Source organism: Xanthomonas sp. DAR 80977 (genome assembly GCF_041240605.1).
GTDB classification, from domain to species: Bacteria; Pseudomonadota; Gammaproteobacteria; order Xanthomonadales; family Xanthomonadaceae; genus Xanthomonas_A; species Xanthomonas_A bundabergensis.
The window spans coordinates 4847328-4874082 of record NZ_CP162487.1 but is presented as its reverse complement, the minus strand read 5'-3'; the positions used below and the strand labels follow the sequence as shown (position 1 = coordinate 4874082).

The 26755-nt window shown below is 70.5% G+C and carries 27 protein-coding genes, 2 tRNA genes and 1 pseudogene; 12 read left to right on the top strand and 18 right to left on the bottom strand.

Features of this window, described 5'->3' with window-relative positions:
- Positions 1 to 144: 144 nt before the first annotated feature.
- Both rplM and rpsI read left to right on the top strand, forming a co-directional pair.
- Positions 145 to 573 carry a 50S ribosomal protein L13 gene (rplM, locus tag AB3X10_RS20765; RefSeq protein WP_003470250.1) on the top strand — a complete coding sequence of 143 codons (429 nt, stop codon included), beginning with the start codon at positions 145 to 147 and terminating at the stop codon, positions 571 to 573.
- Positions 574 to 575: 2 nt separating this feature from the next.
- Entirely contained in the window at positions 576 to 968 is a 393-nt protein-coding gene (gene rpsI, locus AB3X10_RS20760; RefSeq protein WP_003470251.1) for a 30S ribosomal protein S9, read from the top strand.
- A 449-nt stretch (positions 969 to 1417) separates the two neighbouring features.
- Here rpsI and AB3X10_RS20755 read toward each other — a convergent pair.
- Positions 1418 to 1492, bottom strand: a tRNA-Gln gene (locus AB3X10_RS20755).
- A 45-nt stretch (positions 1493 to 1537) separates the two neighbouring features.
- A tRNA-Met gene (locus tag AB3X10_RS20750) sits at positions 1538 to 1614 on the bottom strand.
- 120 nt (positions 1615 to 1734) lie between these two features.
- Between AB3X10_RS20750 and AB3X10_RS20745 the strand changes: the two genes are divergently transcribed.
- The 3 genes from AB3X10_RS20745 (at position 1735) to bfr (ending at position 3218) form a co-directional block, all read left to right on the top strand.
- Positions 1735 to 2346, top strand: coding sequence for an RNA pyrophosphohydrolase (locus AB3X10_RS20745; RefSeq protein WP_145704792.1), 612 nt, complete (start codon positions 1735 to 1737; stop codon positions 2344 to 2346).
- Positions 2347 to 2425: 79 nt separating this feature from the next.
- Positions 2426 to 2635, top strand: coding sequence for a (2Fe-2S)-binding protein (locus tag AB3X10_RS20740; protein ID WP_369981919.1), 210 nt, complete (start codon positions 2426 to 2428; stop codon positions 2633 to 2635).
- A 112-nt stretch (positions 2636 to 2747) separates the two neighbouring features.
- Entirely contained in the window at positions 2748 to 3218 is a 471-nt protein-coding gene (gene bfr / locus AB3X10_RS20735) for a bacterioferritin (RefSeq protein ID WP_369977286.1), read from the top strand.
- Between the two features lie 229 nt (positions 3219 to 3447).
- Here the strand turns inward: bfr and AB3X10_RS20730 are convergent, their stop codons facing one another.
- The 3 genes from AB3X10_RS20730 to AB3X10_RS20720 are packed head-to-tail and all read right to left on the bottom strand — an operon-like array spanning position 3448 to position 8524.
- Positions 3448 to 5901, bottom strand: coding sequence for a hybrid sensor histidine kinase/response regulator (locus AB3X10_RS20730; RefSeq protein WP_369981917.1), 2454 nt, complete (start codon positions 5899 to 5901; stop codon positions 3448 to 3450).
- 35 nt (positions 5902 to 5936) lie between these two features.
- Positions 5937 to 7850: an EAL domain-containing protein gene (locus AB3X10_RS20725; RefSeq protein ID WP_369977285.1), complete on the bottom strand. Its 1914-nt coding sequence runs from the start codon at positions 7848 to 7850 to the stop codon at positions 5937 to 5939.
- Positions 7851 to 7891: 41 nt separating this feature from the next.
- A complete protein-coding gene (locus tag AB3X10_RS20720; RefSeq protein WP_369977284.1) occupies positions 7892 to 8524 on the bottom strand; it encodes a DUF4126 domain-containing protein in 633 nt (210 codons plus the stop codon).
- A 183-nt stretch (positions 8525 to 8707) separates the two neighbouring features.
- Here AB3X10_RS20720 and AB3X10_RS20715 point away from each other — a divergent pair, with 183 nt between their 5' ends.
- The 5 genes from AB3X10_RS20715 to AB3X10_RS20695 all read left to right on the top strand — a co-directional run bounded on the left by AB3X10_RS20715 (position 8708) and on the right by AB3X10_RS20695 (position 12262).
- Positions 8708 to 9442 carry a DUF6776 family protein gene (locus AB3X10_RS20715; protein ID WP_369977283.1) on the top strand — a complete coding sequence of 245 codons (735 nt, stop codon included), beginning with the start codon at positions 8708 to 8710 and terminating at the stop codon, positions 9440 to 9442.
- A 7-nt stretch (positions 9443 to 9449) separates the two neighbouring features.
- A complete protein-coding gene (locus AB3X10_RS20710; RefSeq protein WP_369977282.1) occupies positions 9450 to 9902 on the top strand; it encodes a bactofilin family protein in 453 nt (150 codons plus the stop codon).
- A 31-nt stretch (positions 9903 to 9933) separates the two neighbouring features.
- On the top strand, positions 9934 to 10320 hold the full coding sequence (erpA, locus tag AB3X10_RS20705; RefSeq protein WP_145704806.1) for an iron-sulfur cluster insertion protein ErpA: 387 nt from the start codon (positions 9934 to 9936) through the stop codon (positions 10318 to 10320).
- Positions 10321 to 10368: 48 nt separating this feature from the next.
- Entirely contained in the window at positions 10369 to 11304 is a 936-nt protein-coding gene (gene nudC, locus AB3X10_RS20700; RefSeq protein ID WP_369977281.1) for an NAD(+) diphosphatase, read from the top strand.
- Positions 11305 to 11365: 61 nt separating this feature from the next.
- Positions 11366 to 12262 carry a cobalamin biosynthesis protein gene (locus tag AB3X10_RS20695; RefSeq protein WP_369977280.1) on the top strand — a complete coding sequence of 299 codons (897 nt, stop codon included), beginning with the start codon at positions 11366 to 11368 and terminating at the stop codon, positions 12260 to 12262.
- A gap of 60 nt (positions 12263 to 12322) precedes the next feature.
- Here AB3X10_RS20695 and AB3X10_RS20690 read toward each other — a convergent pair whose 3' ends face one another.
- From AB3X10_RS20690 to AB3X10_RS20655, 8 genes and pseudogenes are all read right to left on the bottom strand, one after another.
- Positions 12323 to 12688, bottom strand: coding sequence for a hypothetical protein (locus AB3X10_RS20690; RefSeq protein ID WP_369977279.1), 366 nt, complete (start codon positions 12686 to 12688; stop codon positions 12323 to 12325).
- Positions 12689 to 12693: 5 nt separating this feature from the next.
- Positions 12694 to 13101 carry a DUF2752 domain-containing protein gene (locus tag AB3X10_RS20685; RefSeq protein ID WP_369977278.1) on the bottom strand — a complete coding sequence of 136 codons (408 nt, stop codon included), beginning with the start codon at positions 13099 to 13101 and terminating at the stop codon, positions 12694 to 12696.
- A gap of 5 nt (positions 13102 to 13106) precedes the next feature.
- Positions 13107 to 13448: a CD225/dispanin family protein gene (locus AB3X10_RS20680; RefSeq protein WP_369977277.1), complete on the bottom strand. Its 342-nt coding sequence runs from the start codon at positions 13446 to 13448 to the stop codon at positions 13107 to 13109.
- 97 nt (positions 13449 to 13545) lie between these two features.
- Positions 13546 to 13965, bottom strand: coding sequence for a DUF2752 domain-containing protein (locus AB3X10_RS20675; RefSeq protein WP_369977276.1), 420 nt, complete (start codon positions 13963 to 13965; stop codon positions 13546 to 13548).
- Between the two features lie 67 nt (positions 13966 to 14032).
- Entirely contained in the window at positions 14033 to 14314 is a 282-nt protein-coding gene (locus AB3X10_RS20670; protein WP_145704817.1) for a CD225/dispanin family protein, read from the bottom strand.
- A 55-nt stretch (positions 14315 to 14369) separates the two neighbouring features.
- The gene (locus AB3X10_RS20665) at positions 14370 to 14669 is read right to left on the bottom strand and encodes a CD225/dispanin family protein (protein WP_369977275.1); all 300 of its coding nucleotides are present in this window, start codon (positions 14667 to 14669) and stop codon (positions 14370 to 14372) included.
- A gap of 93 nt (positions 14670 to 14762) precedes the next feature.
- Entirely contained in the window at positions 14763 to 16685 is a 1923-nt protein-coding gene (locus tag AB3X10_RS20660) for an MFS transporter (RefSeq protein WP_369977274.1), read from the bottom strand.
- A 243-nt stretch (positions 16686 to 16928) separates the two neighbouring features.
- Positions 16929 to 17829, bottom strand: a pseudogene (locus AB3X10_RS20655) (LysR substrate-binding domain-containing protein); the annotation flags it as partial.
- A 104-nt stretch (positions 17830 to 17933) separates the two neighbouring features.
- Here AB3X10_RS20655 and AB3X10_RS20650 point away from each other — a divergent pair.
- Positions 17934 to 19145 (top strand): MFS transporter, encoded by a 1212-nt coding sequence (locus AB3X10_RS20650; protein WP_369977273.1) that lies wholly within the window; start codon positions 17934 to 17936, stop codon positions 19143 to 19145.
- Here AB3X10_RS20650 and yccS read toward each other — a convergent pair.
- The 5 genes from yccS to purH all read right to left on the bottom strand — a co-directional run bounded on the left by yccS (position 19090) and on the right by purH (position 25985).
- Positions 19090 to 21312, bottom strand: a complete 2223-nt coding sequence (gene yccS, locus AB3X10_RS20645; RefSeq protein ID WP_369977272.1) for a YccS family putative transporter — start codon at positions 21310 to 21312, stop codon at positions 19090 to 19092. The genes AB3X10_RS20650 and yccS overlap by 56 nt on opposite strands.
- 101 nt (positions 21313 to 21413) lie before the next feature.
- Positions 21414 to 22088: a uracil-DNA glycosylase family protein gene (locus AB3X10_RS20640; protein WP_369977271.1), complete on the bottom strand. Its 675-nt coding sequence runs from the start codon at positions 22086 to 22088 to the stop codon at positions 21414 to 21416.
- A gap of 115 nt (positions 22089 to 22203) precedes the next feature.
- On the bottom strand, positions 22204 to 23493 hold the full coding sequence (gene purD / locus AB3X10_RS20635) for a phosphoribosylamine--glycine ligase (RefSeq protein ID WP_369977270.1): 1290 nt from the start codon (positions 23491 to 23493) through the stop codon (positions 22204 to 22206).
- Positions 23494 to 23521: 28 nt separating this feature from the next.
- Positions 23522 to 24379: a hypothetical protein gene (locus tag AB3X10_RS20630; protein ID WP_369977269.1), complete on the bottom strand. Its 858-nt coding sequence runs from the start codon at positions 24377 to 24379 to the stop codon at positions 23522 to 23524.
- 19 nt (positions 24380 to 24398) lie between these two features.
- A complete protein-coding gene (gene purH, locus AB3X10_RS20625; protein ID WP_369977268.1) occupies positions 24399 to 25985 on the bottom strand; it encodes a bifunctional phosphoribosylaminoimidazolecarboxamide formyltransferase/IMP cyclohydrolase in 1587 nt (528 codons plus the stop codon).
- A 78-nt stretch (positions 25986 to 26063) separates the two neighbouring features.
- On the opposite strand from purH, the gene AB3X10_RS20620 reads away from it, so the two are divergent.
- On the top strand, positions 26064 to 26678 hold the full coding sequence (locus tag AB3X10_RS20620) for a CDP-alcohol phosphatidyltransferase family protein (RefSeq protein WP_369977267.1): 615 nt from the start codon (positions 26064 to 26066) through the stop codon (positions 26676 to 26678).
- The last annotated feature ends 77 nt before the right edge of the window (positions 26679 to 26755 follow it).

The following is a 26755-nucleotide window of genomic DNA, read 5'->3' as shown; positions in this document are numbered from 1 at the left end:
GGCCGTGGCGGCACGGACCGGGTGGGCTTGCATGCGGCGCCGCGGCCGCGTAGAATTTCGCCTCTTGCGTTTTTGCAATTCACAACGCGTGGCAAAGTTCAGGCAGCGTGCTGCCGGAATCCGCCCGACCAACCGAGTCTTCCAATGAGCACCTTCACCGCTAAGTCCGAGACCGTCCAGCGCGACTGGTATCTCGTCGACGCCGCCGGCAAAACGCTGGGCCGGCTTTCCACCGAATTGGCCCGCCGTCTGCGCGGCAAGCACAAGCCGGTCTATACCCCGCACGTCGATACCGGCGATTACCTGGTGGTGATCAACGCCGAGAAGATCACGGTCACCGGCAACAAGCTCAACGACAAGAAGTACCACCGCTTCACCGGCTACATCGGCAACCTGAAGACCGAGACCTTGGCGCAGGCGCTGGAGCGTCACCCCGAGCGCGTCATCGAGATCGCGGTCAAGGGCATGCTGCCGAAGGGTCCGCTGGGTCGCGCCATGTACCGCAAGCTCAAGGTCTACAAGGGCTCCGAGCATCCGCATACCGCCCAGCAGCCGCAAGTTCTGGATATCTAATCATGGCGATCACGCAAAACTACGGCACCGGCCGCCGCAAGTCCTCCACCGCCCGCGTGTTCCTGCGCAAGGGTACCGGCAACATCACCGTCAACAACCGTCCGCTGGACGAGTTCTTCGGCCGTGAGACCGCGCGCATGATCGTGCGCCAGCCGCTGGAGCTGACCAAGAACACCGAGAGCTTCGACATCTTCGTCACCGCCGCCGGCGGCGGCACCACCGGCCAGGCCGGTGCGATCCGTCTGGGCATCGCCCGCGCGCTGGTCGAGTACGACGAAACCCTGAAGTCCGAGCTGCGCAAGGCCGGCTTCATGACCCGCGACGCCCGCGAAGTCGAGCGCAAGAAGGTCGGTCTGCACAAGGCCCGCCGCGCGACCCAGTTCTCCAAGCGCTGATCCACCGCGCCTGGCGTGGAATCCTTCGGGATTCCCCTGGGAAACACGCAAAAGCCCGGCTCCGGCCGGGCTTTTGTCGTTTCGGAGTTTGGGTCTGTGCCACGGTGACCGGCAGGTCATCGAAATGGCGGAGCCAAGCAATGGTGGCTGCTGCTGATCGCGCGCGTTCGATCGCTGTGCCCAGGGCAATGCGTCATTCAGTAGCGTTGGCCGTCGAGCGCGGCCTGCCCGCAGGTCAAGGCTTTACCTCCAGCCTGCATCAAAGTGTCTGGTGAAAAGCCCCCTTGGAGTCCAAGGGGGCGCGCCGACAGGCGCGGGGATGTGGGGCGGAAGGGCTGGGGCCCGCATCTTGCGCAGCAAGGTGCGGGGCGCAGGCGCGTAGCGCCTGCGCAAACCCCGCGCCAAACAAAAAAGAAAGGCCGATCAAAGATCGGCCTTTCTTTTTTGTTTGGCTGCCCCGGATGGATTCGAACCACCGAATGCCTGAGTCAGAGTCAGGTGCCTTACCGCTTGGCGACGGGGCAATGTCGCAGATCGCAATTATCGCACGCCTTCGGCGTGGACACCAATGGTGGCTATGGGTGGACTCGAACCACCGACCCCAGCATTATGAGTGCTGTGCTCTAACCGGCTGAGCTACATAGCCTTGGTGAACCGCCAATTCTTATAGCAAATCAGGCAGCTGTCAACGGGTTTTTGCCGCGCTTGTGGGCCGGGCGCAGCCATGGCAGAGTCGGAGCCAGTAGATTTTTCAGGAGTCCGCATCGTGATCGATCCGGACGGCTATCGACCGAACGTGGGCATCGTGCTGATGCGGCCGGATGGTCAGGTGTTCTGGGCACGTCGTGTGCGCCGGGATGGCTGGCAGTTCCCGCAAGGCGGCATGAATACCGACGAGACCCCGGTCGAGGCCATGTACCGCGAGTTGCGTGAAGAGACCGGGCTGTTGCCCGAGCACGTCGAAGTGCTCGGGGCGACGCCTGGCTGGCTGCGCTATCGGCTGCCCAGCCGCGCCATCCGCCGCAACGAACGCCAGGTGTGCATCGGCCAGAAGCAGGTCTGGTTCCTGCTGCGCATGCAGTGCGACGAGAGCCAGTTGAACCTGGAGCTGACCGAGACCCCGGAATTCGACCATTGGCGCTGGGTCGACTTCTGGTATCCGGTGGAGCACGTGGTGCTGTTCAAGCGCGGCGTCTACGCGCGCGCGCTGCGCCACCTGGCGCCGTTGGCGCAGAGCATCGCCGGGCCGGGGATCCGTGCCATGCCGACCCTGGCGCAGGAAGCGTGGATGCCCGGCAACAACGCCGGCCACGAGCGGCCGCGCAAGCGCCCGCGCAAGCGTGGCGGGCCGTGGGCGGCCCGTATTAATAACGATTAACGGGCGGAATTGACAACCATTCTCACTTTGGGTTGAATGGCGGCAGGTGCAGTCCGCGCCGCCTGCCGCCAACGCCATCGTGTACGTCTGCATCTGCAATGGGGTCACCGATCGCCACATCCGCGAAGCCGCCGCCGCCGGCTGCCGCACCGTGTCCGAGCTGACCATGCGCACCGGCTGCGGTGCCACCTGCGGTTCCTGCCTGGACATGGCCGGCGACCTGCTGGAACGCGCGCTGCTGCGCGACCTGCCACTGCCCGTGCTGGGCGGCCTGGCCCGCGCCGCCTGAAGGCGCGTTCCCGCGGCGCGGATGCGCAGCGGGATGATCACGATTCGCGTTCCTTCACGGCTGCGGCCGATTCGCTAAAGTCTGCGCTTTCCACGCATGGGCGAGCACTGCGATGAAGGGCGACAGCAAGGTCATCGAGTTCCTCAACAAGGTCCTCTACAACGAGTTGACCGCGATCAACCAGTACTTCCTGCACGCCAAGATGCTGAAGAACTGGGGGCTGAAGGAACTGGCCGAACACGAGTACAAGGAATCGATCGACGAGATGAAGCACGCCGACAAGCTGGCGGACCGCATCCTGTTTCTCGAGGGGCTGCCCAACTTCCAGGCGCTGGGCAAGCTGCGCATCGGCGAGAACCCGAGGGAAATCCTCGAGTGCGACCTGGCCCTGGAGCAGGACGGCACCACCACCTTGCGCGAAGGCATCGCCTACGCCGAGTCGATCCAGGACTACGTCAGCCGCCAGCTGCTGGCCGACATCCTGGAGTCGGAGGAAGAGCACATCGATTGGCTGGAAACCCAGCTCGACCTGATCGGCCGCATCGGCGAGCCGAACTACCTGCTGACCAAGCTCGAGGACTGAGCGGCGCTGCTGCCGGCGCCTGTGGGCAGGCGCTGCGCATTGCCGCGGCGTGGCCCGCGCTGACGGCACTGCCGCGTCCGACGCCGGGCAGGCGCGCGGGGCGACCCCATCGCTGCGGACGCTTCGCTCCGGATGCTGGCCCTTGTAGGAGCGGTTTCAGCCGCGACAGACGCTTTCCGATAGGACCTGTCGCGGCTGAAGCCGCTCCTACATGGGGGTAACGGATTGCCTACGAGGCCGCGCTCTCGGCGGCATCGTGCAAGGTATTGCGATAGCCCTTCAGGGCCAGCCGCGCCCGCGCGAATTCGGCGATGACCAGCGCCACCGCGACCGCGGGGCGCTCCAGCTGGTGGGCGCGCACGCCGGCCTCGATGCGCGCGGCCGCGGCCGACAGCGCCAGCGCGCCGACGTTGGCGGCCGAGGACTTCAACGTATGCGCCGCGTCGCGCAGCGGGTCCAGCTGCGGGATCGCGGCGGCCTGCTCCAGGCGCTGGATCAGCTGCGGCGCATCGCCCAGGAACAGTTCGACGATCTGCGCGGTGGTGGCGCTGCCGGCGAGTTCGCGCAATTCGTCGAGCACGGCGATGTCCAGCACCGGCAGCGGCGTCGGCGGCAGCATCGGCGCCGCATCGGCGACGATGGCGACGGGCGTTGCCGCGACGTGCGCAGATGGCGGCATCGGCACTGGAACTGAAACTGGCACTGGCACTGGCACTGGCGGGATCTCCACCGCATCCGCATCGGTAGCCAACTGGATCGCGGCGGCGGCGGCCGGCGCGGCATCGGCGGCGCGGTGCGGCAGCCAGCGTTGCAGGCATTCCGCCAGCTGTTCGCGGTTGACCGGCTTGGACAGGTAGTCGTCCATGCCGGCCTCCAGGCAGCGCTGGCGGTCGCCGGCCATCGCGTTGGCGGTCATCGCCACGATCGGTAGCCGCGGCCGTGCGTCCGCCGCTTCGGACTGGCGCCATTGGCGGGTGGCGGCATAGCCGTCCAGCACCGGCATCTGGCAGTCCATCAACACCAGGTCGTAGCGTTGCGCGGCCAGTTGCGCCAGCGCGGCGGCGCCGTCGGCGGCGCTGTCGCTACGGTAGCCGAGCACGTCGAGCAGCTTCTGCGCGACCAGCAGGTTGACCGGGTTGTCCTCGACCAGCAGCAGGCGGTAGTCGGCGGGCGGCGAGGCGGGGGCGGTCGCGGCATCCAGCGCCGGTTCGCCAGCCGGCGCCGATGTCGGCGCGGACTCGGCGATGGGGTCGGGTTCGGACTCGGGCGAGAGCAGTGCGGCAAGGGGCGCGGACCCCGCCGCCGGCGCCAGCGCCAGCATGCCGCGCAGGTCCAGGTCGGCCGCCTGCCGCGACAGCAGCGCGCCGTGCGCGCGGATCTCGTCGGGGATCTCCACTTCCCCGTACAGCCAGATCAGGCGCAGCCCGTGCGGCGCCGGCAAGCGCCCCACCGCGCGCTGCAGCGCGCGTGCGCTCTGGCGCAGGCCGTCCAGGTCGCCGATCACCAGGTCGTAGGGCGGGCGCGCGGCACCGCCGGCGCGCAGCCGCTCCAGCGCTTCCTGGGTCGAGTCGACCTTGCTCAGCTGCACGCCCCAGTTCGGCAGCAGCCCTTTCAGGCGCTGGTACAGGCGCAGGTCGGCGCCGACCAGCAGCGCGTGCAGCCGCGGCAGGCCGCCCTGGAGCTGCGGCAGGTCGCCGATCACCTTCAGCAGCGGGATCTCGAACCAGAACGTGGCGCCCTGGTCGCTGCCCGATTCCACGCCGATGCGCCCGCCCATCAGGTCGACGATGCGCTTGCAGATCGCCAGGCCCAGGCCGGTGCCGCCGTACAGGCGGGTGGTGGAGGCGTCGGCCTGGGTGAAGGAGCGGAACAGCCGTTCCTGCTGCTCGGCGCTGATGCCGATGCCGGTGTCGCGCACCTCCAGCCGCAGCAGGTGCTGCGCCGGGGTCTCGCCGAGGCGGCGCACGCGCAGTTCCACGCTGCCGCGTGCGGTGAACTTGATCGCGTTGCCGATCAGGTTGCTCAGCACCTGCCGCAGCCGCACCGGGTCGCCGCGCACCGGCAGGCGCACCGCCGGATCCAGGTGCAGCGCCATGCGCAGGCCCTTGGCCTCGGCCGAGCGTTGCATCAGCTGCAGCACGCCCTCGAGCAGCTCGCGCAGGTTGAACGTGGTGATCTCCAGCTCCAGCCGGTTCGCTTCCAGCTTGGAGTAGTCGAGGATGTCGTCGACGATGCGCAGCAGTTGCAGCGAGGAATCGTTGGCGGCGCGCAGCATCTCGCGCTGCTCGGTGCCGAGCTGGCCGCGCGCGATCAGTTCCAGCATCGGGATGATGCCGTTGAGCGGGGTGCGGATCTCGTGGCTCATGGTGGCCAGGAATTCGCCCTTGGCCATCGCCGCGGCCTCGGCCGCCTGCTTGGCCTGCACCAGTTCCCGTTCCAGCCGCTCGCGCAGGTGCACGTCGCGCTGCAGCGCGTCGCGTTCGGACTCGGCCAGCGCCGCGCGCGCCAGCGCCGCATCCAGCGCGCCGGCCTGCTGCCGCGCGCGCCAGCCGGCTGCGACCGCCAGCAGCGCGGCGCTGCCGATGCAGAGTGGGGCCAGCAACTGCCAGGGCGGTGGCGGGGCCAGCGCCGGCACCGCCAGCAGCGCGCCGGCGGCCGCGATCGCCGCGCTCAGCGCGGCCAGCCACGGCAGGGGCCGGCGCCGGCGTGCGGGCATCGCTACAGCACCGCGTTCTGGAAGTCGAAGTTCAGTTCGTCGCCGACCGACTGCACCAGGTTGCCCTGGATGAAATCGACCCCGCCCATCCACATCGCCGCGGCCGCCTGCGCTTCCTCGATCTGCTGGCCGATGATCAGCAGCCCGGCGCGGTGCGCCAGGTCGATCGCGGCGCGCAGCTGGTCGCGCAGCCCGGCATCGGTGTGCGCGCTGGCGAAGCGCGCGGACAGGCGCAGGTAGCCCAGCGGCAGCTGGCCGAGCAGCGCCTCGGCCTCGGCGCCGGGTTCGAACTGGCTGAGGCAGAACTGCACGCCCAGCGGCATCAGCCGGGCGCAGAACTGCTGCAGCGTCACCGTGTGGATCAGCGCGTCGTCCAGGCGCAGGTCGATCACCAGCGAGGTGCCGGTGACGCCACGGCGGCCGATCGCCTCGACCAGCCAGTCGGCGAAGGCGCCGCGTGCCAGCGTGCGCGAGGATTGCGACACGAACAGGCGCAGCGGCGGCAGCGCATGCTGGTACAGGTGCAGCAGGCCGAGCGCGTGGTCCAGCACCTGCTGGTCGAGGTCGGCGATGCGCCCGCCGGCCTCGGCCGCGGGCAGCACCTGCCCGGCCGACAGCAGGGTGCCGTCGCGCTGGCGCAGGCGCAGCAGCACCTGGTACTGCGCGGTATCGCCGCCGGCGACGGCGACGATCGGCTGGTAGGCCGGCTCCAGCTGGCCTTCGAACATCGCGATGCGGCCCAGGTCCTCTTCCTCGCGCGGCGGCGCGTACGCGGCCACGCCCTGCGGGTGCAGGCGCGCCTGCAGCGCGGTGCGCTCGACCGCTTCCAGCGCGCTGCCGGCATCCTCGAAGCCTTGCGCCAAATCGGCATAGCCGATCGCGCAGCGCAGGTGCACCGACTCGTCCTCGCGCAGCGGGAAGGCGTGGCTGGCCAGGGCGTCGCGCAAGGCCTGCGCGCGCTGCCGCAGCGCGTCCAGGTCGCTGTCCTGGGCCAGCAGCAGGAAGCTGTTGTCGTTGAGCCGGGCCAGCGGCTGCGGCGCGGTGACGCTGGCCAGGCGGCGCCCGGCCTGGGTCATCAGGCGCTCGAACGCGGCATAGCCGTAGCGCTCGCGCAGGCCCAGCGCGCTGGCGATCTCGATGAAGAACAGGCCGCCGCCGCTGCGCAGGCGCAGCGACTCGCCGAGCAGCTGCAGCACGTGGCTGCGGGTCGGCAGGCCGGTCTCGGGGTTGTTCAGCGGCGCGCTGTCGCTGGCGCTCTGCTGCGCCTGCTGGCGCGCGCGGCGGATGCGGTTGGAGACCGCGGCGATGAGGTGCCGCGGCCGGATCGGCTTGGTCAGGAAATCGTCGGCGCCGCTGTCGAGCACTTCGTATTGCAGCTCCGGATCCGGGTCGCCGGTCAGGAACACGATCGGCAGCAACTGGTGCTGCGGCTGCTGGCGGATCAGCGCGGTCAGGCGCATGCCGTCCAGGCCGGGCATGTGCAGGTCCATCAGGATCAGGTCGGGGCGGTAGTCGGCGATCGCCTGCTGCACGCCTTCGGCCTGCATCTCCACCTGCGCCTGCATGCCGGCGCCGTGCAGCACGCTCTGCGCGAACAGGGCCTGCGAGCGGTCGTCCTCGACGATCAGGATCCGGTACGGCGCGTCCAGCGGCTGCGGCGGCGCGGCGCCGTCGCTGGCCGCGCCCGGCGCGGCAGCGGCAGCGGCAGCGGCAGTGGCCTGGTGGCTGGGAGCGGGGGCGGCGGATGCCGCGCCGTCTTCCGCGCTCGGCGCCAGGGCGGGCGCCGGCGCTGGCGCGTCGGGTGCGGCGTCGGCGGCCCAGCGCCGCCAGTAGTGCGGCGGCGGGGTCTCGGCACGGACGTTGCGCGAACGCGCTTCGTCGCGGCTGGAAAGCGGAGCGGTGTCTCTTGCGGCCATCGCGTCTTTATCCTGGTGCGCGCTCAATTATGCGATGAAGTTCACGAAGACAGGGAGCCATCTCGGCTCGGCCTGGCGACGACGGCGTCCGCGGGCGGCGCCAGCAGGCGGCGCACGCCACGCCATAGCGTGCGCCACACCCACCACACCAGCAGCGCGCCCAGCACGCTCGCTCCCAGCAATACGGCCAGCGCCAGCCACGGATGCACCAGCGCCAGCGCGAGCGTGGCCAGCACCACCGAATCCTCGGTCAACGAGGCGATCCAGTTGCTGGCCGGTTCCGGCGAGGTGTTCAGCAAGGCGCGCGAACCGGCCTTCAGCGCATGGCTGGCGAGCGCGACGCCGGCGCCGGTGGCCAGCGCGCCGGCGCCCAGCTGCCCGTCCTGGGACAGCGTGGCCGCGGCCAGGAACGCGCCGGCCGGGATCCGGGTCAGGGTCTGAAACAGGTCCCATACCGAGTCCACGCCGGGAATCTTGTCGGCGAAGAACTCGGCCAGCGCCAGTGCGCCGGAGGTGCCGAGCACCCACCACGACTCGGTCGCCTGCAGCGCCGGCGGCAGGTGCAGCCAGCCGAGCAGGCCGGCCACGCCGATCCCGAACACGGTCAGGTAGACGCGGATGCCGGCCAGCCAGGCCAGCAGGATGCCGATTGCGAAGAGGTGGGCGTCGGTCATGGCGGGGCGCTCTCCTGCAGATGCGCGGGTGGCGGCCACTATCGGCCAAGCGTGCGGCGAAGGCCAGCATGCGCGCCGGCGGCGCCTGTAACGGTGCGCCGCGGCGCGTGGCTTACACTACCGGGCCGGCCGCCCCCCCGCGAGGATCGACGCCGCTGCCGCCTCGGTGGCGCGGCTGCAACGATGAACCGACCCGTCCCCCGTTTCCAGATCGTCCCCAACGGCGCCGCGCCGCCGCGCGGCCGTGGCCTGTGGCTGCTGGTCGCCATCCTCTGGCTGCTGTCGCTGGGCGGGACCTGGCTGCTGGCCAGCCGCCAGGCCGCGCCGCAGCTGGGCGCGGTCAGGACCCAGTTGCGCGACGCCGAGAGCAAGCTGCAGGCGCAGCAGCGGCAGATCGACACGCTGAACCAGCGCCAGGCCACGCTGGCGCGCTCGGACCAGATCAGCCGCGCCGCCAACAACGAAGTGCAGGGTTCGCTGGCCGAGCGCGACGAGGAGATCGCCGGGCTGCGCGCCGACGTGGCCTTCTACGAGCGCCTGGTCGGCGCCACCAGCCAGCGCAAGGGCCTGACCGTGCATTCGGCGGAGTTCTCGGCCGAGGCCGGCGGCACCTGGCACTACAACGTGGTGCTGACCCAGAACCTCAACCGCGGCGCGATCAGCCAGGGACAGATGCGCCTGGCGGTGGAAGGCGTGCGCGGCGGCAAGCTGGCCAGCGTGGGCTGGGACGAACTGCACCAGAAGACCGGCGTGCCCGGCCAGGAGTATTCGTTCCGTTATTTCCAGCAGTTGGACGGCAGCGTGATCCTGCCCAAGGACTTCACCCCGCAACGGGTGCGAGTATCGCTGTCCGGCGGAGGGGCGCCGGTCACCCAGAGTTTCGATTGGACACTGGCCGGCAACGGCAAAGGGGAATAGGCAGCTTATGTTCGGAAGCAAGAACGGTCGCAACAGCGGCCAGACCGTGGTCGATACCTTGATCGGCGCGCAGGTGGTGATCCGTGGCGACCTGGTGTTCAGCGGCGGCCTCTACGTGGAAGGGCGCATCCTCGGCAAGGTGCTGGCCGAGGACGGTGCGCCGGCCACGCTGACCCTGTCCGAGCACGGCAGCATCGAGGGCGAGGTGCGCGCGCCGATCGTGGTCATCAACGGCCAGCTGATCGGCGACGTGCATGCCGCCGAGCGGGTGGAACTGGCGCCGAAGGCGCGGGTGCAGGGCAACGTGCACTACCAGGTGGTGGAGATGAACGCCGGCGCGCAGCTGACCGGGCGACTGATCCATGCCGGCAGCATGGCCGCGCTGGCCCCGCCGGAGCACCTGGACGAGGAAGCGCAGGCCGCGCCGGCGCAGCGCGCCCTGACTTCGGCCGACGCTTGATTCGGCCGCCGGTCGCCCCCATCCTGCTGCCATGAGCACTCTCGTTTCCCTGCCCAGTGCCGCGCCGGCGCCCGACTACCAGTCGCTGCAGCGGCCGCTGAACTTCACCCAGGCCGCCGCGGCCAAGGTGCGCGAGCTGATCCGCGAGGAAGGCAACGACGCGCTGGCGTTGCGCGTGTACATCCAGGGCGGCGGCTGTTCCGGCTTCCAGTACGGCTTCGAGTTCGACGAGAACCGCGCCGAGGACGACCTGTCGGTGCGTACCGACGACGTCACCCTGCTGGTCGACCCGTTGAGCCTGCAATACCTGATGGGCGCGGAAGTGGATTACAGCGAAGGCCTGCACGGCGCGCAGTTCGTGATCCGCAACCCCAACGCCAAGACCACCTGCGGCTGCGGCAGCAGCTTCAGCGTGTAGACACGCTGCGGCTTGCCGGATGCGTGGTTTGCCTGCACCCTGCGCCGCATGCCCGACCTGACGCCTGTTTCCTTCGCCTTCGCCGACGCGGTCATCGACCGCGCCGATGCGCTGCGCAACGACCCGGCGGCGCTGCGCCGCATCTGGCCCGAAGCGCGCCTGCTGCTGCTCGATGCCGACGGCAACGCCTATGCCGATGCGCACGGGCAGCCGCTGGCGCTGACCGGCGCGGCGCTGGGCGACGTGGTCGAGCAGGCGATCTTCCTCGGCCTGAGCGACGGCGATACCTGGTTCGCGCTGGCCGCGGGCATGCTCGACGCCGATTTCGACCCGCCGCAGCGCATGGACCTGCGCCGCGCCGCGGCCGAGTGGCCGGCCGCCGCGTCCGCCCTGTTCGCCTATGCGCGCGGCATGCTGCACTGGCAGTCGCGCACCCGCTTCTGCGGCGTGTGCGGCGGCGCCATCGCGTTGCGCCGCGGCGGCTTCCTCGGCGTGTGCACGCAATGCGCCAGCGAGCACTATCCGCGCGTGGATCCGGCGGTGATCGTCGCGGTCGGCGATGGCCGGCGGCTGCTGCTGGGGCGCCAGGCGAGCTGGCCGGCGCGGCGCTATTCGGTGATCGCCGGCTTCGTCGAGCCGGGCGAGTCGCTGGAGCAGACCGTGGCGCGCGAGGTGGCCGAGGAGACCCAGGTGCGGGTCCGGCCGGGCAGCTGCCGCTATTACGGCGCGCAGCCCTGGCCGTTCCCCGGCGCGCTGATGCTCGGCTTCCGCGCCTTGGCCGAACCCGACGCGCCGCAGGTGGATGGCGAGCTGGAGGATGCGCGCTGGTTCGAACGCGACGAGATCGGCGCCGCCCTGCAACGCGCCGCGGCGCAGGGCGACAGCGCCGACGACGGGCACGGCCTGCGCCTGCCGCCGCGGATCTCCATCGCGCGCGCGCTGGTCGAGGACTGGTACCGCCGCGGCGGCGACCACGACGCCTAGCCGCACTGCCGTGCCGGCGCCCGCCGCGGCACACGCTTCAGAACGGTCCCGGAGGACCTGCATGTTCACTACCCTCGTCGCTGTGATCGTTGCCCTGGTGCTGGGCCATGTCGCGCCCGGCATGATGGCCTCGCTGCGCCGCTTCGACGCCTATGCCGACTGGCTGTCGTGGCTGGACGCGCATGCCGGCGAAGGCAGCGGCTGGCGCGGCCGCTACGGCATCGCGCTGGCGTTGCTGCCGGCCCTGCTGCTGGTGGGCCTGCTGCAGTGGTTGCTGGCCGCGCCGCACCTGGGCCTGCTGGCGCTGGTGTTCGGCGTGCTGGTGCTGGCCTTCAGCTGGGGGCCGCGCGACCTGGATACCGACGTGGAAGCGGTGATCGAGGCCGACGACGTCGCCGCGCGGCGCGTTGCGGTCGCGCAGCTGCAGGCCGACGGCGGGCCGCTGCGCGAGGATCCGGCGGGCCTGGTCGAGGCGGTCGCGTTCAGCGCGCTGCGGCGCTGGTTCGCGCCGCTGTTCTGGTTCCTGTTGCTGGGACCGTTCGGTGCGCTCGGCTACCGCCTGCTGGCGCTGGCCGCGGTCGGGCCGTATGCGCCGCGGCTGCCGTTGGGCACCGCGCTCGGCGCGCGCACCGCGCTGGCCGCGATGGAGTGGCCGGTGGCGCAGCTGATGACCTTCTCGCTGGCGCTGGTCGGCAATTTCGAGAGCGTGTTCGGCGCCTGGCGCGCGGCCGGCGGCCGGCGCTGGCAGCTGGACAGCGGCTTCCTCGGCCCGGTGGCCTGCGCCAGCGTGCGCGGCGAACTCGACGCCGAGGCGCACGACTACAGCGATGCGGGCATGGTGGTGCCGGCGTTGCGGCGCCTGCCGGAACTGCGCGATGCGATGAGCCAGGTCTGGCGGGTGCTGCTGCTGTGGCTGGTGGTGCTGGCGCTGCTGGTGATCGCCGGCTGGGTCAGCTGAGGCGTCCCAAGACCTGCATCGCGTCGGCCGGCGATGCGCGCTCGATTCGGCGGCAGGCTGTCAGTTGCCGCTCGGGAACTGGCGCTCGTAGGCGGCGACGTGGTGAGGGAGCAACTGGGCATACGGTGGATCGCTGATGCCGAGAACCGACACCTCGAGCCCACTCGCGCCAAGTTCCGCCGAGCAGTCGCTGATGCAGACGGCGATGCATGCGAGCGGCACCCCGCTTGGAGCGCGTGCCGAGAGATGCAAGCCCTCCGACGCCGGGGCCTGGGCGGCGACCACGTGCGATTGAATCAAGCGGTAGGCCGGTGTCGGAATGAACTTGCCGAACGCCACGCCCATGGGCGCATCGCCAAGTTCGAGCTCTGACCAACCGACTAGCAGTTCCCTGCTGTAGATATCAAACCGCGGCACGGTGCGCATTGCAGCTAACCCGGCGCCAGCAGGGTGAACGGGAACCACGGCAGGTTGCGCGCGATCCAGTAGCCGGGCAGCGCCAGCAACCAGAAATTCGGTCGCGACACCAACGCGACCACCGGCGCGAACCACGCCGCGCGCCAGCCCGCCTTCCACGCGATCAATCCGGGCAGCACGGCCAGGCCCAGCATCGCGCCGGGATTCATCGCGAAGGCGCCGAGCGGATCCAGGTGCAGCAATGCGTGCACGGCACGGGTCATGCCGCAGCCGGGGCAGTAGTAGCCGGTGAGCGCATGGAACAAGCACGGTGCGAACGGATTGTCCGCGGCGTTGGGATCGAACCGGTACAGCACGATGGCGCCGCTCGCCGCAAGCGCGGCGGCGGCGCCGAGGCACGCCCGTTGTTGCCAGGCGCGCATGTCGATCAGCTTGCGTGCTGCATCTGCTGCACGTATTCCATGTAGCTCTGCATGCCGCCGGTGGCGACCATGCCGATGTTGATCAGCAGGCCGAGGATGGCCAACGCGGTGGTCACCCAGCACCAGGTCTTGGCGCTGTTGGAGGCGCGCCGCGCGCCGTCCAGGTCGCCCTGGTTGAGCAGCCCGTTGACCTTGCTGGAGAACACGATCGCGACGATGCCGGGAATGATCGACGGGCAGCACAGGCAGAAGCCGAGCACCGTGGCGATGATCGCCCAGGCCAGATGATTGGGGATCGCGCCGGGCGTGGGGGCGGGCGGGGGCGTGACAGGGCTGACGGTGCTCATGTGTGGATCTCCTTGAGTGGCGATGCGCCGGGCATGGGGCCAAGTCTAGACGAGGCGTGCGTCGCGCCTCCATCTTTCGGTGCCGTTGCCGCCGCGCTCAGTGCGGCGCCAGCAGCGTGAACGGGAACCACGGCAGGTTGCGCAGCACGGCGTAGCCGAGCAGCAGCCACAGCCACAGGCGCGGGTCGGCGAGGATCTTCAGCAGCGGCGCCAGCGGGCGCATGCGCAGTCCGGCGGCATTGAGCGCCATGATCGCCAGCAGCGGCAACGCCACCACCAGCAAGGGATTGCTCGCCAGCGCGTGGGCCAGGTCCAGGTGCACCAGCGCGTGCAGGCAGCGGGTGCTGCCGCAGCCTGGGCAGTACAGGCCGGTGAGGGCGTAGAACGGGCAGGCCGGCAACGGATTGCCCGGCACGTTGGGATCGACCCGGCGCAGCACCAGCGTGGCCACCACGGCGGCGCCGCTCATCGCGGCCAGCGGCAACCAGCGGGGCAGGGAGCGTCCGCGCAGGAGCATGGTGTGCGGAATCGGAGGCGATCGGCGCAGGCCGCCGCTGCGCGCGGCAGCGGCGGCCCCGGTTCGATCAGTACGACGAGGACTGCTGCATCATGCCCAGGCCGCCCAGGGCGAAGATGAAGATCAGGTACAGCACGACCAGCACCACCCAGGCGATGGCCGAGTAGATCGCCCACTTCTTGGCCTTGTCGGCCGATTCGCGGGCGCCGGTGACGTCGCCGGCGGCGAGCTTGGTGTTGACCTGGGCGGCGAACACGATCGAGACGATGCCCAGCGGCAGGCAGCAGAACAGCGTGCTCAGGATCGCCCAGACCAGATTGTTGGACACTTGCGGTGCGGTGGTATTCATCCGTGTTACTCCGGTTGCGTGGTGGAACGAGGAAAAAACGAAAGGGCGGGCGTGCTCATTGCCCCAGCACGCTGCCGAGGATGGCGATGCCGCCGAACAGCAGGAACCACAGTGCGATCAGGATCGGCGCGGCCAGCGCGGACCACATCGCCCACAGGCCGGCCTTGCGCGAGGCTTCGCGGGCACCGGCGACGTCGCCGGCGGCGCGCCTGCCGTCCACCTGCGAGGCATAGACGATGGCCACCACGCCCAGCGGCAGGCAGCAGAACAGCGTGGACAGGATCGCCCACACCAGATTGTTGGGGACGTAGATGCCCGCTCCGTTGGGCGGTGGTGGCGGTAGTGCCTGACTCACTGATCGATCCCTAAAATGGACGCCGCTGCAGCGCGCGGGCGTCTCCCCGGTGCCTAATCTACCTGAAGCGGCGCGTTCCGGCACCCTGCGAGGTCAGGCGGCATCCCCGCGCAGCTGCCGCACCTGCGCTTCCAGCCGCTCGGCGCTGGCCTCGGCGGCCGCCACCGGCGCGCCGGCGATCACCTCCACGTGCGCGCGGAAGCGCCGCGGCACGCGCATGCGCCGCAGCCGCGAATCGCGCTTGCTCCACATGCTGGTCCACATGTTGCGCAGCGCCATCGGCACGACCGGCACCGCGCGGCGCTCGAGGATCTTCTCCACGCCGGACTTGAACTTGGCGATCTCCCCGTCCTTGGTCAGCGCGCCCTCGGGGAAGATGCACACCAGTTCGCCCTCGGCCAGCGCCGCGTCGATCTCGTCGAAGGCGCGCTGCATCAGCGCCGGGTCCTCGCGCGCGCCGGCGATCGGGATCGCCTTGGCGGTGCGGAAGATCCAGCGCATCACCGGGATGTTGAAGATGCGGTAGTACATGACGAAGCGCACCGGGCGCGGGATCGAGGCGGCCAGCACCAGCGCATCCATGTAGCTGACGTGGTTGCACACGATCAGCGCCGCGCCCTCGTCGGGCACGTGCCGCTCGATGCCGTGCAGGCGCAGCCGGTACAGCGCGCGCACCATCACCCAGCTGAGGAAGCGCATCAGGAATTCGGGGACGATGCTGAAGATCCAGATCGCCACCACCGCGTTGGTGATGGCCAGCGCCAGGAACACCTGCGGAATGCTCAGCCCGGGCATCGGCACGCGCACGCCGAACAGGCTCAGCTGTTTCATCTGCAGCGCGATGCCGACCATCGCGGCGATGACGATGAACATCGAGTTCTGGATGTTGAGCCCGGCGATGACGCGCGACAGTTCCGCCTTGGGCGTGCGGCTCTGGATCAGCGCGAACAGCGGCACCACGAACAGGCCGGTGCACAGGCCGATGCCGACCAGGTCGAGCATGATCCGCCAGCTGCCGGCCTGGTGCACGAACTGGCCGATGCCCAGCCCGGCCTGCAGCGCGCCGCCGGGGCGGGCGAAGTACAGGTCGAGCATGAACGCGCTGATGCCGAACGCGCCCAGCGGCACCAGGCCGATCTCCACGGTACGCCCGGACAGCTTCTCGCACAGCAGCGAGCCGGTGCCGGTGCCGATCGAGAACAGCGCCAGCGCGAAGATGTACAGGTCCTGCGCGCCGCCGAGGTTGAGTTCGGCGTAGGTCGGCAGCTGCGCGGTCAGCACCGTGCCGATGAACCAGAACCAGGACACGCCGAGCACCGCGTTGCGCACCGCCAGCTGGCGCCGGGTCAGGCGCATGATCGCCAGCGACTCGGGCAGCGGATTCCAGTTGATCTTCAGCTCCGGCGCGCCGGCATCGACCTTGGGAATCAGCCGCGCCACCAGGTTGCCGGTGACCGCCAGCGCGATCACCGCGGTGGCCGCGGCGACCGGGCCGTGGCTGCCGGCGATCTGGAAGATCAGCCCGCCCAGGATCATGCCGCACAGGATCGAGATCGAGGTGCCCATCTCGACCAGGCCGTTGCCGCCGGTCAGTTCCTCCGGCTTCAGCACCGAGGGCAGGATCGAGTATTTGACCGGGCCGAACAGGGTGGACTGCAGGCCGGTGCAGAACAGCGCGACCAGCAGCACCGCCATGTTCTCGGTCAGGAAGCCGACCGCGGCCAGCGACATGATCGCGATCTCCATCGTGGTGGTGATGACCACCAGCCGCGACTTCTCCAGCTTCTCGGCGATCTGCCCGGCCAGTGCGGAGAACAGGAAGTACGGCAGGATGAACAGCGCCGGCGCCAGGTTGGTGTACAGCGTGCGCTGTTCGGGGGTCACGCCCAGATAGAACAGCAGGCCGATGATCGCCTGCCGGTAGACGTTGTCGTTGAACGCGCCCAGTCCCTGGACCACGAAGAACGGCAGGAAGCGGCGCTGTTTCAGCAGGGCGAACTGGCTATGGCCGGACATGCGGGCTCCTTGGCGAACGCGCGCAGCCTAGCAGGTTCGTTGCGCGGCGGATGCGGCGCCGGTGGGCGACCGCGCGGTGTGGCCGCCTGCATCGGCGGCGTCGCCGACAGCGGTCGCCGGGTATTGCCGTTTTGGAAGCGCGGCCATGCGGGCGTGCTGCGTTCGTCGCGACTGAAGTCGCTCCCACAGACGCGCCGGTCGCTGGACGGATAGGGCTGCTGGGCGGCGGCTCGACGCGGTCCGACGCGCCCGGTTAATCGGCGGCGCCGGCATCCGCCTGGCGCTGCCGCAGCAGCGCGATCAGCGCGCGCGCGGCCGGGGTCGGGTCCGCGCGCCAGGTGGCGTAGGTCAGGAAGCGGAAGCGCTCGCGCAGCGCGATCACCGCCACGCCGCGCATCGCCGCGGCCATGGTCTGCGGCACGATCGCCAGGCCCAGGTCCTCGACCACTAGCTGCCGCTGCAGGTCGGCGTGGGTGACCTCGTATTGCAGGCGCTGGCGCAGGCCGGCCTCGGCGAAGGCGCGGTCGATGATGCCGCGCACGCCGGCGCCGGCGATCAGCCCGGCCATCGGCGCGTCCTCCAGTTCGCGCAGCGCCACCTCGGCGCGCCCGGCGAAGCGGTTGCCGGGCGCGGCGATCAGCGCCAGCGGTTCCTCGTGCAGCAGCAGGCGCTGTTCGGGCAGCACGACGTGCGGGCCGACCCCGACCAGGGCCACGTCCAGCCGGCCTTCGCCCAGGTCGAGTAGCAGCGCATCGCTCATGCCGGTGCGCAGGTGCACGTCGACCGCGCTGTGCGCCTGGCCGAAGCGGCGCAGCAGCGCCGGCACCTGCACCGTGTTGAGCGAGGAGATCTGGCCGATGTGCAGGCGCCCGCGCACCGTGCCCAGCGCCTGCGCCATTTCCTCGTGCAGGCGCTCGGCCGCGCGCAGCGTGGCGCGGGCGTTGTGCAGGAACACCTCGCCGGCGGCGGTCAGCCGCACCTGCCGCGCGCCGCGCTCGAACAGGCGCGCGCCCAGCGCCTCCTCGATCTTGGCGATCTGGTGGCTCAGCGCCGACTGCACGGTGTGGCAGCGGCGCGCGGCGGCGGTGAAGCTGCCTTCCTCGGCGACCGCGACGGCGAAGGCGAGCTGGCGCAGGGTCAGCATGGCATCTCGAAAGAAGATGGATCGGGTGAAAACAATACATTGGAACGATCGATGGCGCCGCCCCAGACTGGCGCCCTTCCTCTTCCCCTGCTCAGGATTCCCCCATGCAAACCTCCCCGCATCCGCCGCTGCACCGCGGCCTGGTGCTGCTGATGGCCACCGCCACCGGCCTGGCGGTGGCCAGCAACTACTACGCGCAGCCGCTGCTGGAAGTGCTGGCGCAGACCTTCGCGATCGATGTGCGCAGCGCCGGCGCGGTGGTCACCACCGCGCAGCTGGCCTATGCCGCCGGCCTGCTGTTGCTGGTGCCGCTGGGCGACCGCTTCGAGCGCCGCAGCCTGATCGTCGGGCTGTACGCGCTCAGCGCGGTGGGCCTGCTGATCAGCGCCGCCTCGACCAGCTTCGCGCTGCTGCTGCTCGGCACCCTGGTCACCGGGCTGAGCTCGGTGGCCGCGCAGATCCTGGTGCCGTTCGCCGCCACCCTGGCCGCGCCGCACGAGCGCGGGCGGGTGATCGGCACGGTGATGAGCGGGCTGCTGCTGGGCATCCTGCTGGCGCGCACCGTGTCCGGGCTGCTGGCCGGCGCCGGCGGCTGGCATACCGTGTACTGGGTGGCGGCGGCGCTGATCCTGCTGGTGGCGGCGCTGCTGTGGCGCGCGCTGCCGCGGCATCCGGGCAATCCGCGGCTGTCGTACCCGCACCTGATCGGCTCGGTGCTGGCGCTGCTGCGCGACGAGCCGGTGCTGCGCGCGCGCTCGATCCTGGGCGGGCTGATCTTCGCCGGCTTCAGCATGTTCTGGACCACGCTGGCGTTCCTGCTGTCCGGCCCGCACTACGGCTACGGCACCGCGACGATCGGCCTGTTCGGGCTGATCGGCGCCGCCGGCGCGTTCGCCGCCAACCTGTCGGGCAAGCTCTCCGACCGCGGCGCCGGGCACTGGGTGGGCTGGGGCGGGCTGGCGATGCTGCTGCTGTCATGGCTGCTGCTGGCCGCCGCGCCGCATTCGCTGTGGCTGCTGATCGCCGGCGTGCTGTTGCTGGACGTGGCGGTGCAGGGCGTGCACATCGGCAACCAGAGCGTGATCTACCAGCTGGATCCGAAGGCGCGCAACCGCATCACCTCGGCCTACGTCACCTGCTACTTCATCGGTGGCGCGATCGGCTCCAGCCTTGGCACCGCCGCCTACGCCTACGCCGGTTGGCGCGGGGTAGTGGTCGGCGGCGCGGCGCTGGCGCTGGCGGCGCTGCTGTGGATGGGCATCAGCGTGCGGCCGGCACCGCAGCCGGCGGCGCTGGCGCCGCTGCCGGAGCGGTGACCGCATGCGCGGCGGCGCGCAGCTTGGGCAGCAGGCGCAGGGTCAGCGCCAACTGGTTGCGCACCAGCCGCCGCTTGGCCTCGTCCACGCCGTGCTCCTGTTCCAGCGCATCGGCCAGCGCGACTTCGGCGGATTCGTCGGCCGGCGGTAGCGCCTGGCGCTGGGCCAGGGCGTCGGCGATCGCGCCCAGGGTGTCCTGCAGATAGCCGCCGGCGCGGTCGATGGCCGGATCGGCCTCGCCGGCCAGCGCGGCACGGTGCGCGCCCAGCGCCGACAGGTAGCCGAGCAAGGTGTTGGACAGCGCCAGGAAGCGAAAGCCCGCATCCAGGTTGCGGCGGTAACGGCCGGGCTCGCGCAGCATGTTGGACAGCGCCACCGACAGCGCGGCGTCGGCGTTGTGCATGTCGCGGCGGGCGATGCGGTAGGGCAGGTCGTCGCGCATGCCGCTGCGGTACTGCTCCAGCACCTGCGCCAGGTAGCGCGCGCAGCTGGCCAGCACCGTCGCCATCACCTGGTTGAGGCGACGCCCCTGCCAGTCGGGCAGGATCAGGAACGAGGCCGCCGCGGCGATCGCGCAGCCGATCAGGGTATCGACCAGGCGTGGCCAGATCAGCACGAAGCCGTCGCCGAGCAGGTTGAAGCAGAACAGCGCCATCACCGTGATCGCGGCGGTGGCCAGCATGTAGCGGTCGGTGCGGGTGACGAAGAACAGCAGCGCGCCGAACAGCGCGAACAGCAGCTGCAGCTCGGTGCCGGGGAACAGCTGCATCAGCGCCCAGGTCGCGACCAGCCCGATCAGCGTGCCGGCGATGCGCTGCGCCAGGCGCAGCCGGGTGGCGCCGTAGTTGGGCCGGCACACGAAGGCGGTGGTGAGCAGGATCCAGTAGCCGTTGCTGGCGTGGATGGATTGCATGATGGCGTAGCCGACCACCAGCGCGATCGCCATGCGCAGCCCGTGGCGGAACAGCACCGAGCCGGGGGTGAGCTGCTGGCCGATGCGCACCAGCATCTCGCGCAGGGTGTGCGGCGAGGAGTCGCGCAGGCGGGTGTCGAGGTTGTCGCTGGTGGTGTCCGACTGCGCGGCCTCCGACAGCCGCCGCTCGATGCTCTGCAGGTTGGTGACCAGCAGTTCCAGCGAGCCGAGCAGGCGTGCCTGGCGCGGGTCGGCCTGCGCGTGCAGGAAGTCCAGCGACTGGCGCAGGTCGGTGGTGGCCTGCTGGGTCTGCTCGCCGTACTCGAACGGCTGGCGCAGGCGGATCGCCTCGCCCAGCGCCGCGCAGGCCTTGCCCTGCAGCGCCAGCAGGCGCTGGCAGCGGTACAGCACGTCGCTGTGGAAGAACGCGTCGGTCAGCGCTTCGTAGGGATAGTGCGAGGAGCTGGCGCGCTCGTGGAAGTCCTGCGCCATGTAGTACAGCCGGAAGTACAGGCCGGACTGCACGCCGGGCCGGCCGGAGCGGCCGAAGCGGCTCATGATCGCGGTCTTGGCCGCGTTCAGCGCCGCCACCACCTGCGCGTTCTGCTCGGCCAGCGCCAGCCGCCGCGCATGCAGGTCGCTCTGCCGCACCGGTTCGAACAGCGCGGCCTTGAGCCGCAGGTAGCGGCCGAGTTCGAAGAACAGCCGCGACAGCCGCTCGCGCACCGGGCGGTTGGCGAACAGGAGGGTCCACAGGATCGACAGCAGCCCGTACCAGGCCGCGCCGAGCATCAACAGCGCGATGCCGTGCCAGGCGCTGCCGCCGACGTGGCCGGCGCGGCCGCCATGGTCGATGCCGATCATCGCGTAGATCGCCAGCGCCACCGTGGCCTGGGCGATGGAGGCATAGCGTTCGCCGAGCGCGCCGAGCAGGGTCAGGGCGAAGGTGGACAGCGCCATGCCGGCGACGAACGCCAGCGGATACGGGAACAGCAGCACCACCGCGGCCGCGGCGGCGGCGAAGCACAGCAGCGACAGCAGCACCGACTTGATCCGGCCCAGCCAGTTGTCGTCGGTCTCGGCGATGGCGCTGGCGATGGCGCCGAGGAAGATCGCCGGCAGCGCGGTCAATTGCTGCTGCTGCCAGCACACGCCCATCGCCACGCCCAGGGCGATGAACACGCGCAGGCCATAGCTGGCCTTTTCGTGGGCCCACAGGCGGCTGAGGCGCGATTCGATCGAGGATTTCGGCACGGCGACACGATAGCGCAACGGTGGCGCGCAGTATCGCAGCCGGCGGCGGATCGGCGTAGCGCGGCGTGGGCGCGGCGGTCTCGCGCGCAGCCGCGTCCCGCTCAGATCCGCAGTTGCCGCAGGCGCGCGTCGAGCAGTGCCGGGAAGCGCTTGAACCAGGTCTGGTTGAGCGGCGAGGGATGCGGCAGCGGATGCAGGGTGAAGCGCCGCGCTGCGCCGGTCTCGGTCCGCAGCGCGATGTCGATGTGCGCGTCGAAGCGCGACGGGTCGGCCCAGAACGCGTACAGCTGCGTGCGCACGTCCCTGGGCTGGTCGATGCCGAACCACAGGAACGCTTCGCGGCCGAGGGTGACGATGTCGCGGCCGCGCCATTGTTCGATCAGCAGGCGCCGCATCAACGGGTGGAAGCGCCGCTTCACCTGCATCGACCAGGCCTTGTTGCCGAGCGGCTTGTACGGCACGGTGTTGATCCAGAACACATCGCGGCCGACCGTGAGCGAGGCCGCGACATCGGGCATCGCCTCGCCGCCGTGCAGGTGCCGGTACAGCGCCTTGCGCACGAGCTGGCCGCCGCTGCCGACGAAGGGCTCGCCGTATTCGACTTCGCTGCGACCCGGATCGCGGCCGAAGACGCACAGCCGCGCGTTGCGCCGGCCCAGGCCGATGATCGGGTCCAGCGGATCCTTGGCGTACTGCGCGTACACCGCGGTGTCGATGCCGTCGGTGTGCGCGGCCAGTTCGCGGAACTGCTTGCGGATGTCGGGATCCAGCGCCATGGAATGTCCTCGAATGCCGATGCTGTCACCTGTAGGAGCGGCTTCAGCCGCGACGGGATGCATCGGCAAGGCCCGTCGCGGCTGAAGCCGCTCTTACAGGGGGGCGGCGTGCGGCCTATTCGCCGCGATCGCGCGCGATCGCGCGCCAGCCGATATCGCTGCGATGGAATTCGCTGGGCCAGTGGATCCGCGCCACGCCTGCATACGCATTGCGCTGCGCCTCGGACACGCTGTCGCCCAGCGCGGCCACGCACAGCACGCGCCCGCCGGCGCTGAGCACGCGGCCCTGGTCGTCCAGCCGGGTGCCGGCGTGGAACACCTTGGCGCTGCCCGGCACCTCGTCCAGGCCGTCGATCGCCTCGCCGGTGACCGGCGTTTCCGGATACGGCGCCGCCGCCAGCACCACGCCCAGCGACGGGCGCGGATCCCACTGTGCCTGGGTCGCATGCAGGCGTCCGTCGATCGCCGCCTCGACCAGCTCCACCAGGTCCGACTGCAGGCGCAGCATCACCGGCTGCGTCTCCGGATCGCCGAAGCGCACGTTGAACTCGATCACCTTCGGCGCGCCGTCGGCGTCGATCATCAGTCCGGCATACAGGAAGCCGGTGAACGGCACGCCGTCGGCGATCATGCCCTGCACGGTCGGCTCCACCACCTCGCGCATCACCCGCGCGTGCACCTCGGCGGTGACCACCGGCGCCGGCGAATACGCGCCCATGCCGCCGGTGTTGGGGCCGGTGTCGCCGTCGCCGACGCGCTTGTGGTCCTGGCTGGTGGCCATCGGCAGCGCGGTGGCGCCATCGACCATGGAGATGAAGCTGGCTTCCTCGCCGTCGAGGAATTCCTCGATCACCACGCGCGCACCGGCATCGCCGAACGCGTTGCCGGAGAGCATGTCGCGCACCGCGGCCTCGGCCTCGTCCAGGGTCATCGCCACGATCACGCCCTTGCCGGCGGCCAGGCCGTCGGCCTTGATGACGATCGGCGCGCCCTTGGCGCGCACGTAGGCCAGCGCCGCGTCCACCTCGGTGTGCACCTCGTAGAACGCAGTCGGGATGCCGTGGCGCTGCAGGAATTCCTTGGCGAAGGCCTTGCTGCCTTCCAGCTGCGCGGCCTGGGCGCTGGGGCCGAAGATGCGCAGGCCGGCGGCGCGGAAGCGGTCCACCACGCCCAGCACCAGCGGCACTTCCGGGCCGACCACGGTCAGCGCCACCGCCTCGTCCTGGGCCAGCTTGAGCAGCCCGTCCAGGTCGTCGACCTTGACCGCCACGTTGCGGCACTTGGTTTCAATGGCGGTGCCGGCATTGCCCGGGGCGACCAGCACTTCGCTGACGCGCGGGGATTGGGCCAGCTTCCAGGACAAGGCGTGTTCGCGGCCGCCGGAGCCGATGACGAGGATTTTCAAGGCGTGTCTCGTGATGTCGAAGGAGGGACTATTCGCAGGCTTCGCGCTGCATCGAATCGGGGAACGGATAGGCCCAACGGGTCGTGTCGAACGCGAACACCTGGGTGGTGCCGAGGGTCTTGCCGCAGGACAGGCCGCGTTCCTCGATGGTCACCGGCCACACCCGTGCGGCCGGATCGCTGTCGTCCACGGCGAGCTTGAAGTCCACGTCGAACAGTTGCGCCTGGCATTGCGCGGCGGTCTGCTGCGGATCGCGGCCCTCATCGCTGCAATCCAGCGCGCCGTGGTTGTCGATGTGCTGGCGCACCGAGCCGGCGGCGACCAGGCCCTTGGGGCCGGGCAACACCAGGTCCTGCGATTCCAGCACGGTGCCTTGCCCGATCCAGCTGCTGTAGACCACGAAGCCGTAGAAGTCGCTGCCCAGGCGCAGGATGTCCACCGCGCCCGGATCGCCGTCGCTGCCGAAGCCGTCGGCCAACTTTTCGGCCACCACCGCCAGGCCCTGGCCGTCGTCGCGCAGGATCAGGAAATCGATTAGTCCCGGATTGGCATGGCCGCCGTCGCTGAGCCGGTGGCAGACCGCCAGCAGTTGCTGGATCTGGTCGCCGACCACCACCGGCTGTTCGGCGCAGACCTCGCTCTGCACCGCGTTGCCATCCACCTGCCCGGACCAGCTCTCCGACAGGCGCGCCTGCTTGCCGTAGCGCGACTGCAGGAAGGCCTGCAGGCGTTCGGTGCGCGGCACGTGCGCGGCCTGTGCGGGGGTGGCGCTCGCCGCCGGCGCTGCGGCCGCTGCGGCCGGCGCCGGTGCCGCGGTCGGCTTGCAGCCCGCCATGCCGAGCGCGAGCAGCAGCGGCAGGCCGTGGCGCAACGGGTGGGAGGTCATCGTGCCGGTCCCTGGCCGCTCAATGCCGGAAATGCCGCACGCCGGTGAACACCATGGCGATGCCGTGCTCGTCGGCGGCGGCGATCACCTCGCCGTCGCGCATCGAGCCGCCGGGCTGGATCACCGCCTTGATGCCGGCCGCCGCGGCCGCGTCGATGCCGTCGCGGAACGGGAAGAACGCGTCGGAGGCCATCACCGAGCCCTCCACCACCAGGTCCGCGTCGGCGGCCTTGATCCCGGCGATGCGCGCCGAATACACCCGGCTCATCTGCCCGGCGCCGACGCCGATGGTGCGGTGGTCCTTGGCGTAGACGATGGCGTTGGACTTGACGTACTTGGCCACCTTCCACGCGAACAGCAGGTCGGCGAACTGCGCCTCGCTCGGCGCCAGCCGGGTGACCACCTTGAGTTCGTCGCGGCTCACCACGCGGTCGTCGGCGGTCTGCATCAGCAGGCCCGAGCCGATGCGCTTGGTGTCGATGAAGCCGCTGGACGCGGGCGCCAGTGGAATGCGCAGCACGCGCACGTTGGCCTTCTTCTTCGCGTATTCGAGCGCCGCCTCGTCGTAGTCCGGGGCGATCAGCACCTCGACGAACTGGCGGTCGAGGATGACCTTGGCGGTGGCCGCGTCCAGCGGGCGGTTGAAGGCGAGGATGCCGCCGAAGGCGCTGGTCGGATCGGTGGCGTAGGCCAGCTCGTAGGCATCGCCGCAGCCGGCGCCCACCGCCACGCCGCACGGATTGGCGTGCTTGACGATGACGCAGGCCGGCGCGTCGAACTGGCGCACGCATTCCCAGGCCGCGTCGCTGTCGGCGATGTTGTTGTAGCTCAGCTCCTTGCCCTGCAGCTGTTCGAACGTGGCCAGCGACCCCGGGGCCGGGCACAGGTCGCGGTAGAACGCGGCCTGCTGGTGCGGGTTCTCGCCGTAGCGCAGGTCCATCACCTTGACGAAGCTGCCGTTGGCCTGCGCCGGGAACGCGCTGCGCGCCGGCACATCCTGCGCGGGGTCGGCCACCGCCGACAGGTAATTGCTGATCGCCGCGTCGTACTGGGCGACGCGGTTGAACGCGGCCACCGACAGCGCGAAGCGCTTGGCCGCCGACAGCTGGCCGTCGTGCGCCTCCAGTTCGGCGAGCAGGTCGGGGTATTGCGCCGGATCGGTGGCCACCGCCACGCGCGCGAAGTTCTTCGCCGCCGAGCGCAGCATCGCCGGGCCGCCGATGTCGATGTTCTCCACCGCGTCGGCGAGCGTGCAGTCGGCCTTGGCGGTGACCGCCTCGAACGGGTACAGGTTCAGCACCAGCAGGTCGATCGCGGCGATGCCGTGTTCGGCCATCACCGCGTCGTCGGTGCCGGCGCGGCCGAGCAGGCCGCCGTGCACCAGCGGGTGCAGGGTCTTGACCCGGCCGTCCATCATTTCCGGGAAGCCGGTCAGCTCGGACACGTCCTTGACCGCCAGCCCAGCCTCGCGCAGCGCCTTGGCGGTGCCGCCGGTGGACAGCAGTTCCACGTTGCGCGCGGCCAGCGCACGGGCCAGGTCGATCAGGCCGGTCTTGTCGGAAACGGACAGCAATGCCCGGCGCACGGGCAGGAAATCGGAGGACATGGGGGCAGGGCACACATCGGAGCGGGGAGCCGATATTGTAGGCTGCGCCGCCCCGGCATGGACCCTCAGGACCCCGCAATGGTTTCGATCTACGCACTGAAAGGACGCTTCCAGGACCTGCTGCGCCCCGGGGTGCGCGGCCTGTACCGGCTCGGCGCGACCGCCAACCAGGTCACCGTGGGCGCGGCCGCGGTGTCGCTGCTGGTCGCCGCCTGGGTGTTCTGGCGCGCGCCGGCGCAGCCGCTGTGGTACGCGTTGCTGCCGGCGTGGATGCTGCTGCGCATGGCCTTGAACGCGGTCGACGGGATGCTGGCGCGCGAGTTCGGGCAGCAGTCGAAGCTGGGCGCCTACCTCAACGAATTGAGCGACGTGATCGCCGATGCGGCGCTGTACCTGAGCCTGGCCAGCGTGCCCGGCGCGGCGGCCGGCTGGCTGTGGGCGCTGGCGCTGGCCGCGGCATTGACCGAGTATGCCGGGGTGTTGGGGCTGATGGTCGGCGCCGGCAGGCGCTACGACGGGCCGATGGGCAAGAGCGACCGCGCCTTCGCCATCGGCCTGCTGGGGTTGCTGCTGGCCGGTGGCTGGGTGGGGGCGAAGACGGTGGACGGGTTCGCGATCGTGCTGGCGGCGCTGTGCGCGGCGACGGTCGTGCGGCGCGTGGCCGCCGGCCTGCGCGAGGCGGCATCGCGCTGAACCGCGCGGCGGCGGCCACGGCAACGACACGGAAGAAGCGGTAGCGACACTCACGGCGACGGCAAGGGAATCGGCAA

What these genes read in the sequence shown, in the direction of transcription:
- rpsI (WP_003470251.1), top strand. Translation starts at nt 576, where the DNA reads ATGGCGATCACGCAAAACTACGGCACCGGCCGCCGCAAGTCCTCCACC.
- AB3X10_RS20675 (WP_369977276.1), bottom strand. Translation starts at nt 13,965, where the DNA reads ATGCTCCTGCGCGGACGCTCCCTGCCCCGCTGGTTGCCGCTGGCCGCG.
- AB3X10_RS20710 (WP_369977282.1), top strand. Translation starts at nt 9,450, where the DNA reads ATGTTCGGAAGCAAGAACGGTCGCAACAGCGGCCAGACCGTGGTCGAT.
- AB3X10_RS20640 (WP_369977271.1), bottom strand. Translation starts at nt 22,088, where the DNA reads ATGGCGCTGGATCCCGACATCCGCAAGCAGTTCCGCGAACTGGCCGCG.
- AB3X10_RS20670 (WP_145704817.1), bottom strand. Translation starts at nt 14,314, where the DNA reads ATGAATACCACCGCACCGCAAGTGTCCAACAATCTGGTCTGGGCGATC.
- purH (WP_369977268.1), bottom strand. Translation starts at nt 25,985, where the DNA reads ATGTCCTCCGATTTCCTGCCCGTGCGCCGGGCATTGCTGTCCGTTTCC.
- AB3X10_RS20680 (WP_369977277.1), bottom strand. Translation starts at nt 13,448, where the DNA reads ATGAGCACCGTCAGCCCTGTCACGCCCCCGCCCGCCCCCACGCCCGGC.
- AB3X10_RS20720 (WP_369977284.1), bottom strand. Translation starts at nt 8,524, where the DNA reads ATGACCGACGCCCACCTCTTCGCAATCGGCATCCTGCTGGCCTGGCTG.
- AB3X10_RS20660 (WP_369977274.1), bottom strand. Translation starts at nt 16,685, where the DNA reads ATGTCCGGCCATAGCCAGTTCGCCCTGCTGAAACAGCGCCGCTTCCTG.
- AB3X10_RS20690 (WP_369977279.1), bottom strand. Translation starts at nt 12,688, where the DNA reads ATGCGCACCGTGCCGCGGTTTGATATCTACAGCAGGGAACTGCTAGTC.
- bfr (WP_369977286.1), top strand. Translation starts at nt 2,748, where the DNA reads ATGAAGGGCGACAGCAAGGTCATCGAGTTCCTCAACAAGGTCCTCTAC.
- erpA (WP_145704806.1), top strand. Translation starts at nt 9,934, where the DNA reads ATGAGCACTCTCGTTTCCCTGCCCAGTGCCGCGCCGGCGCCCGACTAC.
- AB3X10_RS20725 (WP_369977285.1), bottom strand. Translation starts at nt 7,850, where the DNA reads ATGGCCGCAAGAGACACCGCTCCGCTTTCCAGCCGCGACGAAGCGCGT.
- AB3X10_RS20715 (WP_369977283.1), top strand. Translation starts at nt 8,708, where the DNA reads ATGAACCGACCCGTCCCCCGTTTCCAGATCGTCCCCAACGGCGCCGCG.
- AB3X10_RS20620 (WP_369977267.1), top strand. Translation starts at nt 26,064, where the DNA reads ATGGTTTCGATCTACGCACTGAAAGGACGCTTCCAGGACCTGCTGCGC.
- rplM (WP_003470250.1), top strand. Translation starts at nt 145, where the DNA reads ATGAGCACCTTCACCGCTAAGTCCGAGACCGTCCAGCGCGACTGGTAT.
- AB3X10_RS20630 (WP_369977269.1), bottom strand. Translation starts at nt 24,379, where the DNA reads ATGACCTCCCACCCGTTGCGCCACGGCCTGCCGCTGCTGCTCGCGCTC.
- AB3X10_RS20685 (WP_369977278.1), bottom strand. Translation starts at nt 13,101, where the DNA reads ATGCGCGCCTGGCAACAACGGGCGTGCCTCGGCGCCGCCGCCGCGCTT.
- AB3X10_RS20650 (WP_369977273.1), top strand. Translation starts at nt 17,934, where the DNA reads ATGCAAACCTCCCCGCATCCGCCGCTGCACCGCGGCCTGGTGCTGCTG.
- AB3X10_RS20695 (WP_369977280.1), top strand. Translation starts at nt 11,366, where the DNA reads ATGTTCACTACCCTCGTCGCTGTGATCGTTGCCCTGGTGCTGGGCCAT.
- nudC (WP_369977281.1), top strand. Translation starts at nt 10,369, where the DNA reads ATGCCCGACCTGACGCCTGTTTCCTTCGCCTTCGCCGACGCGGTCATC.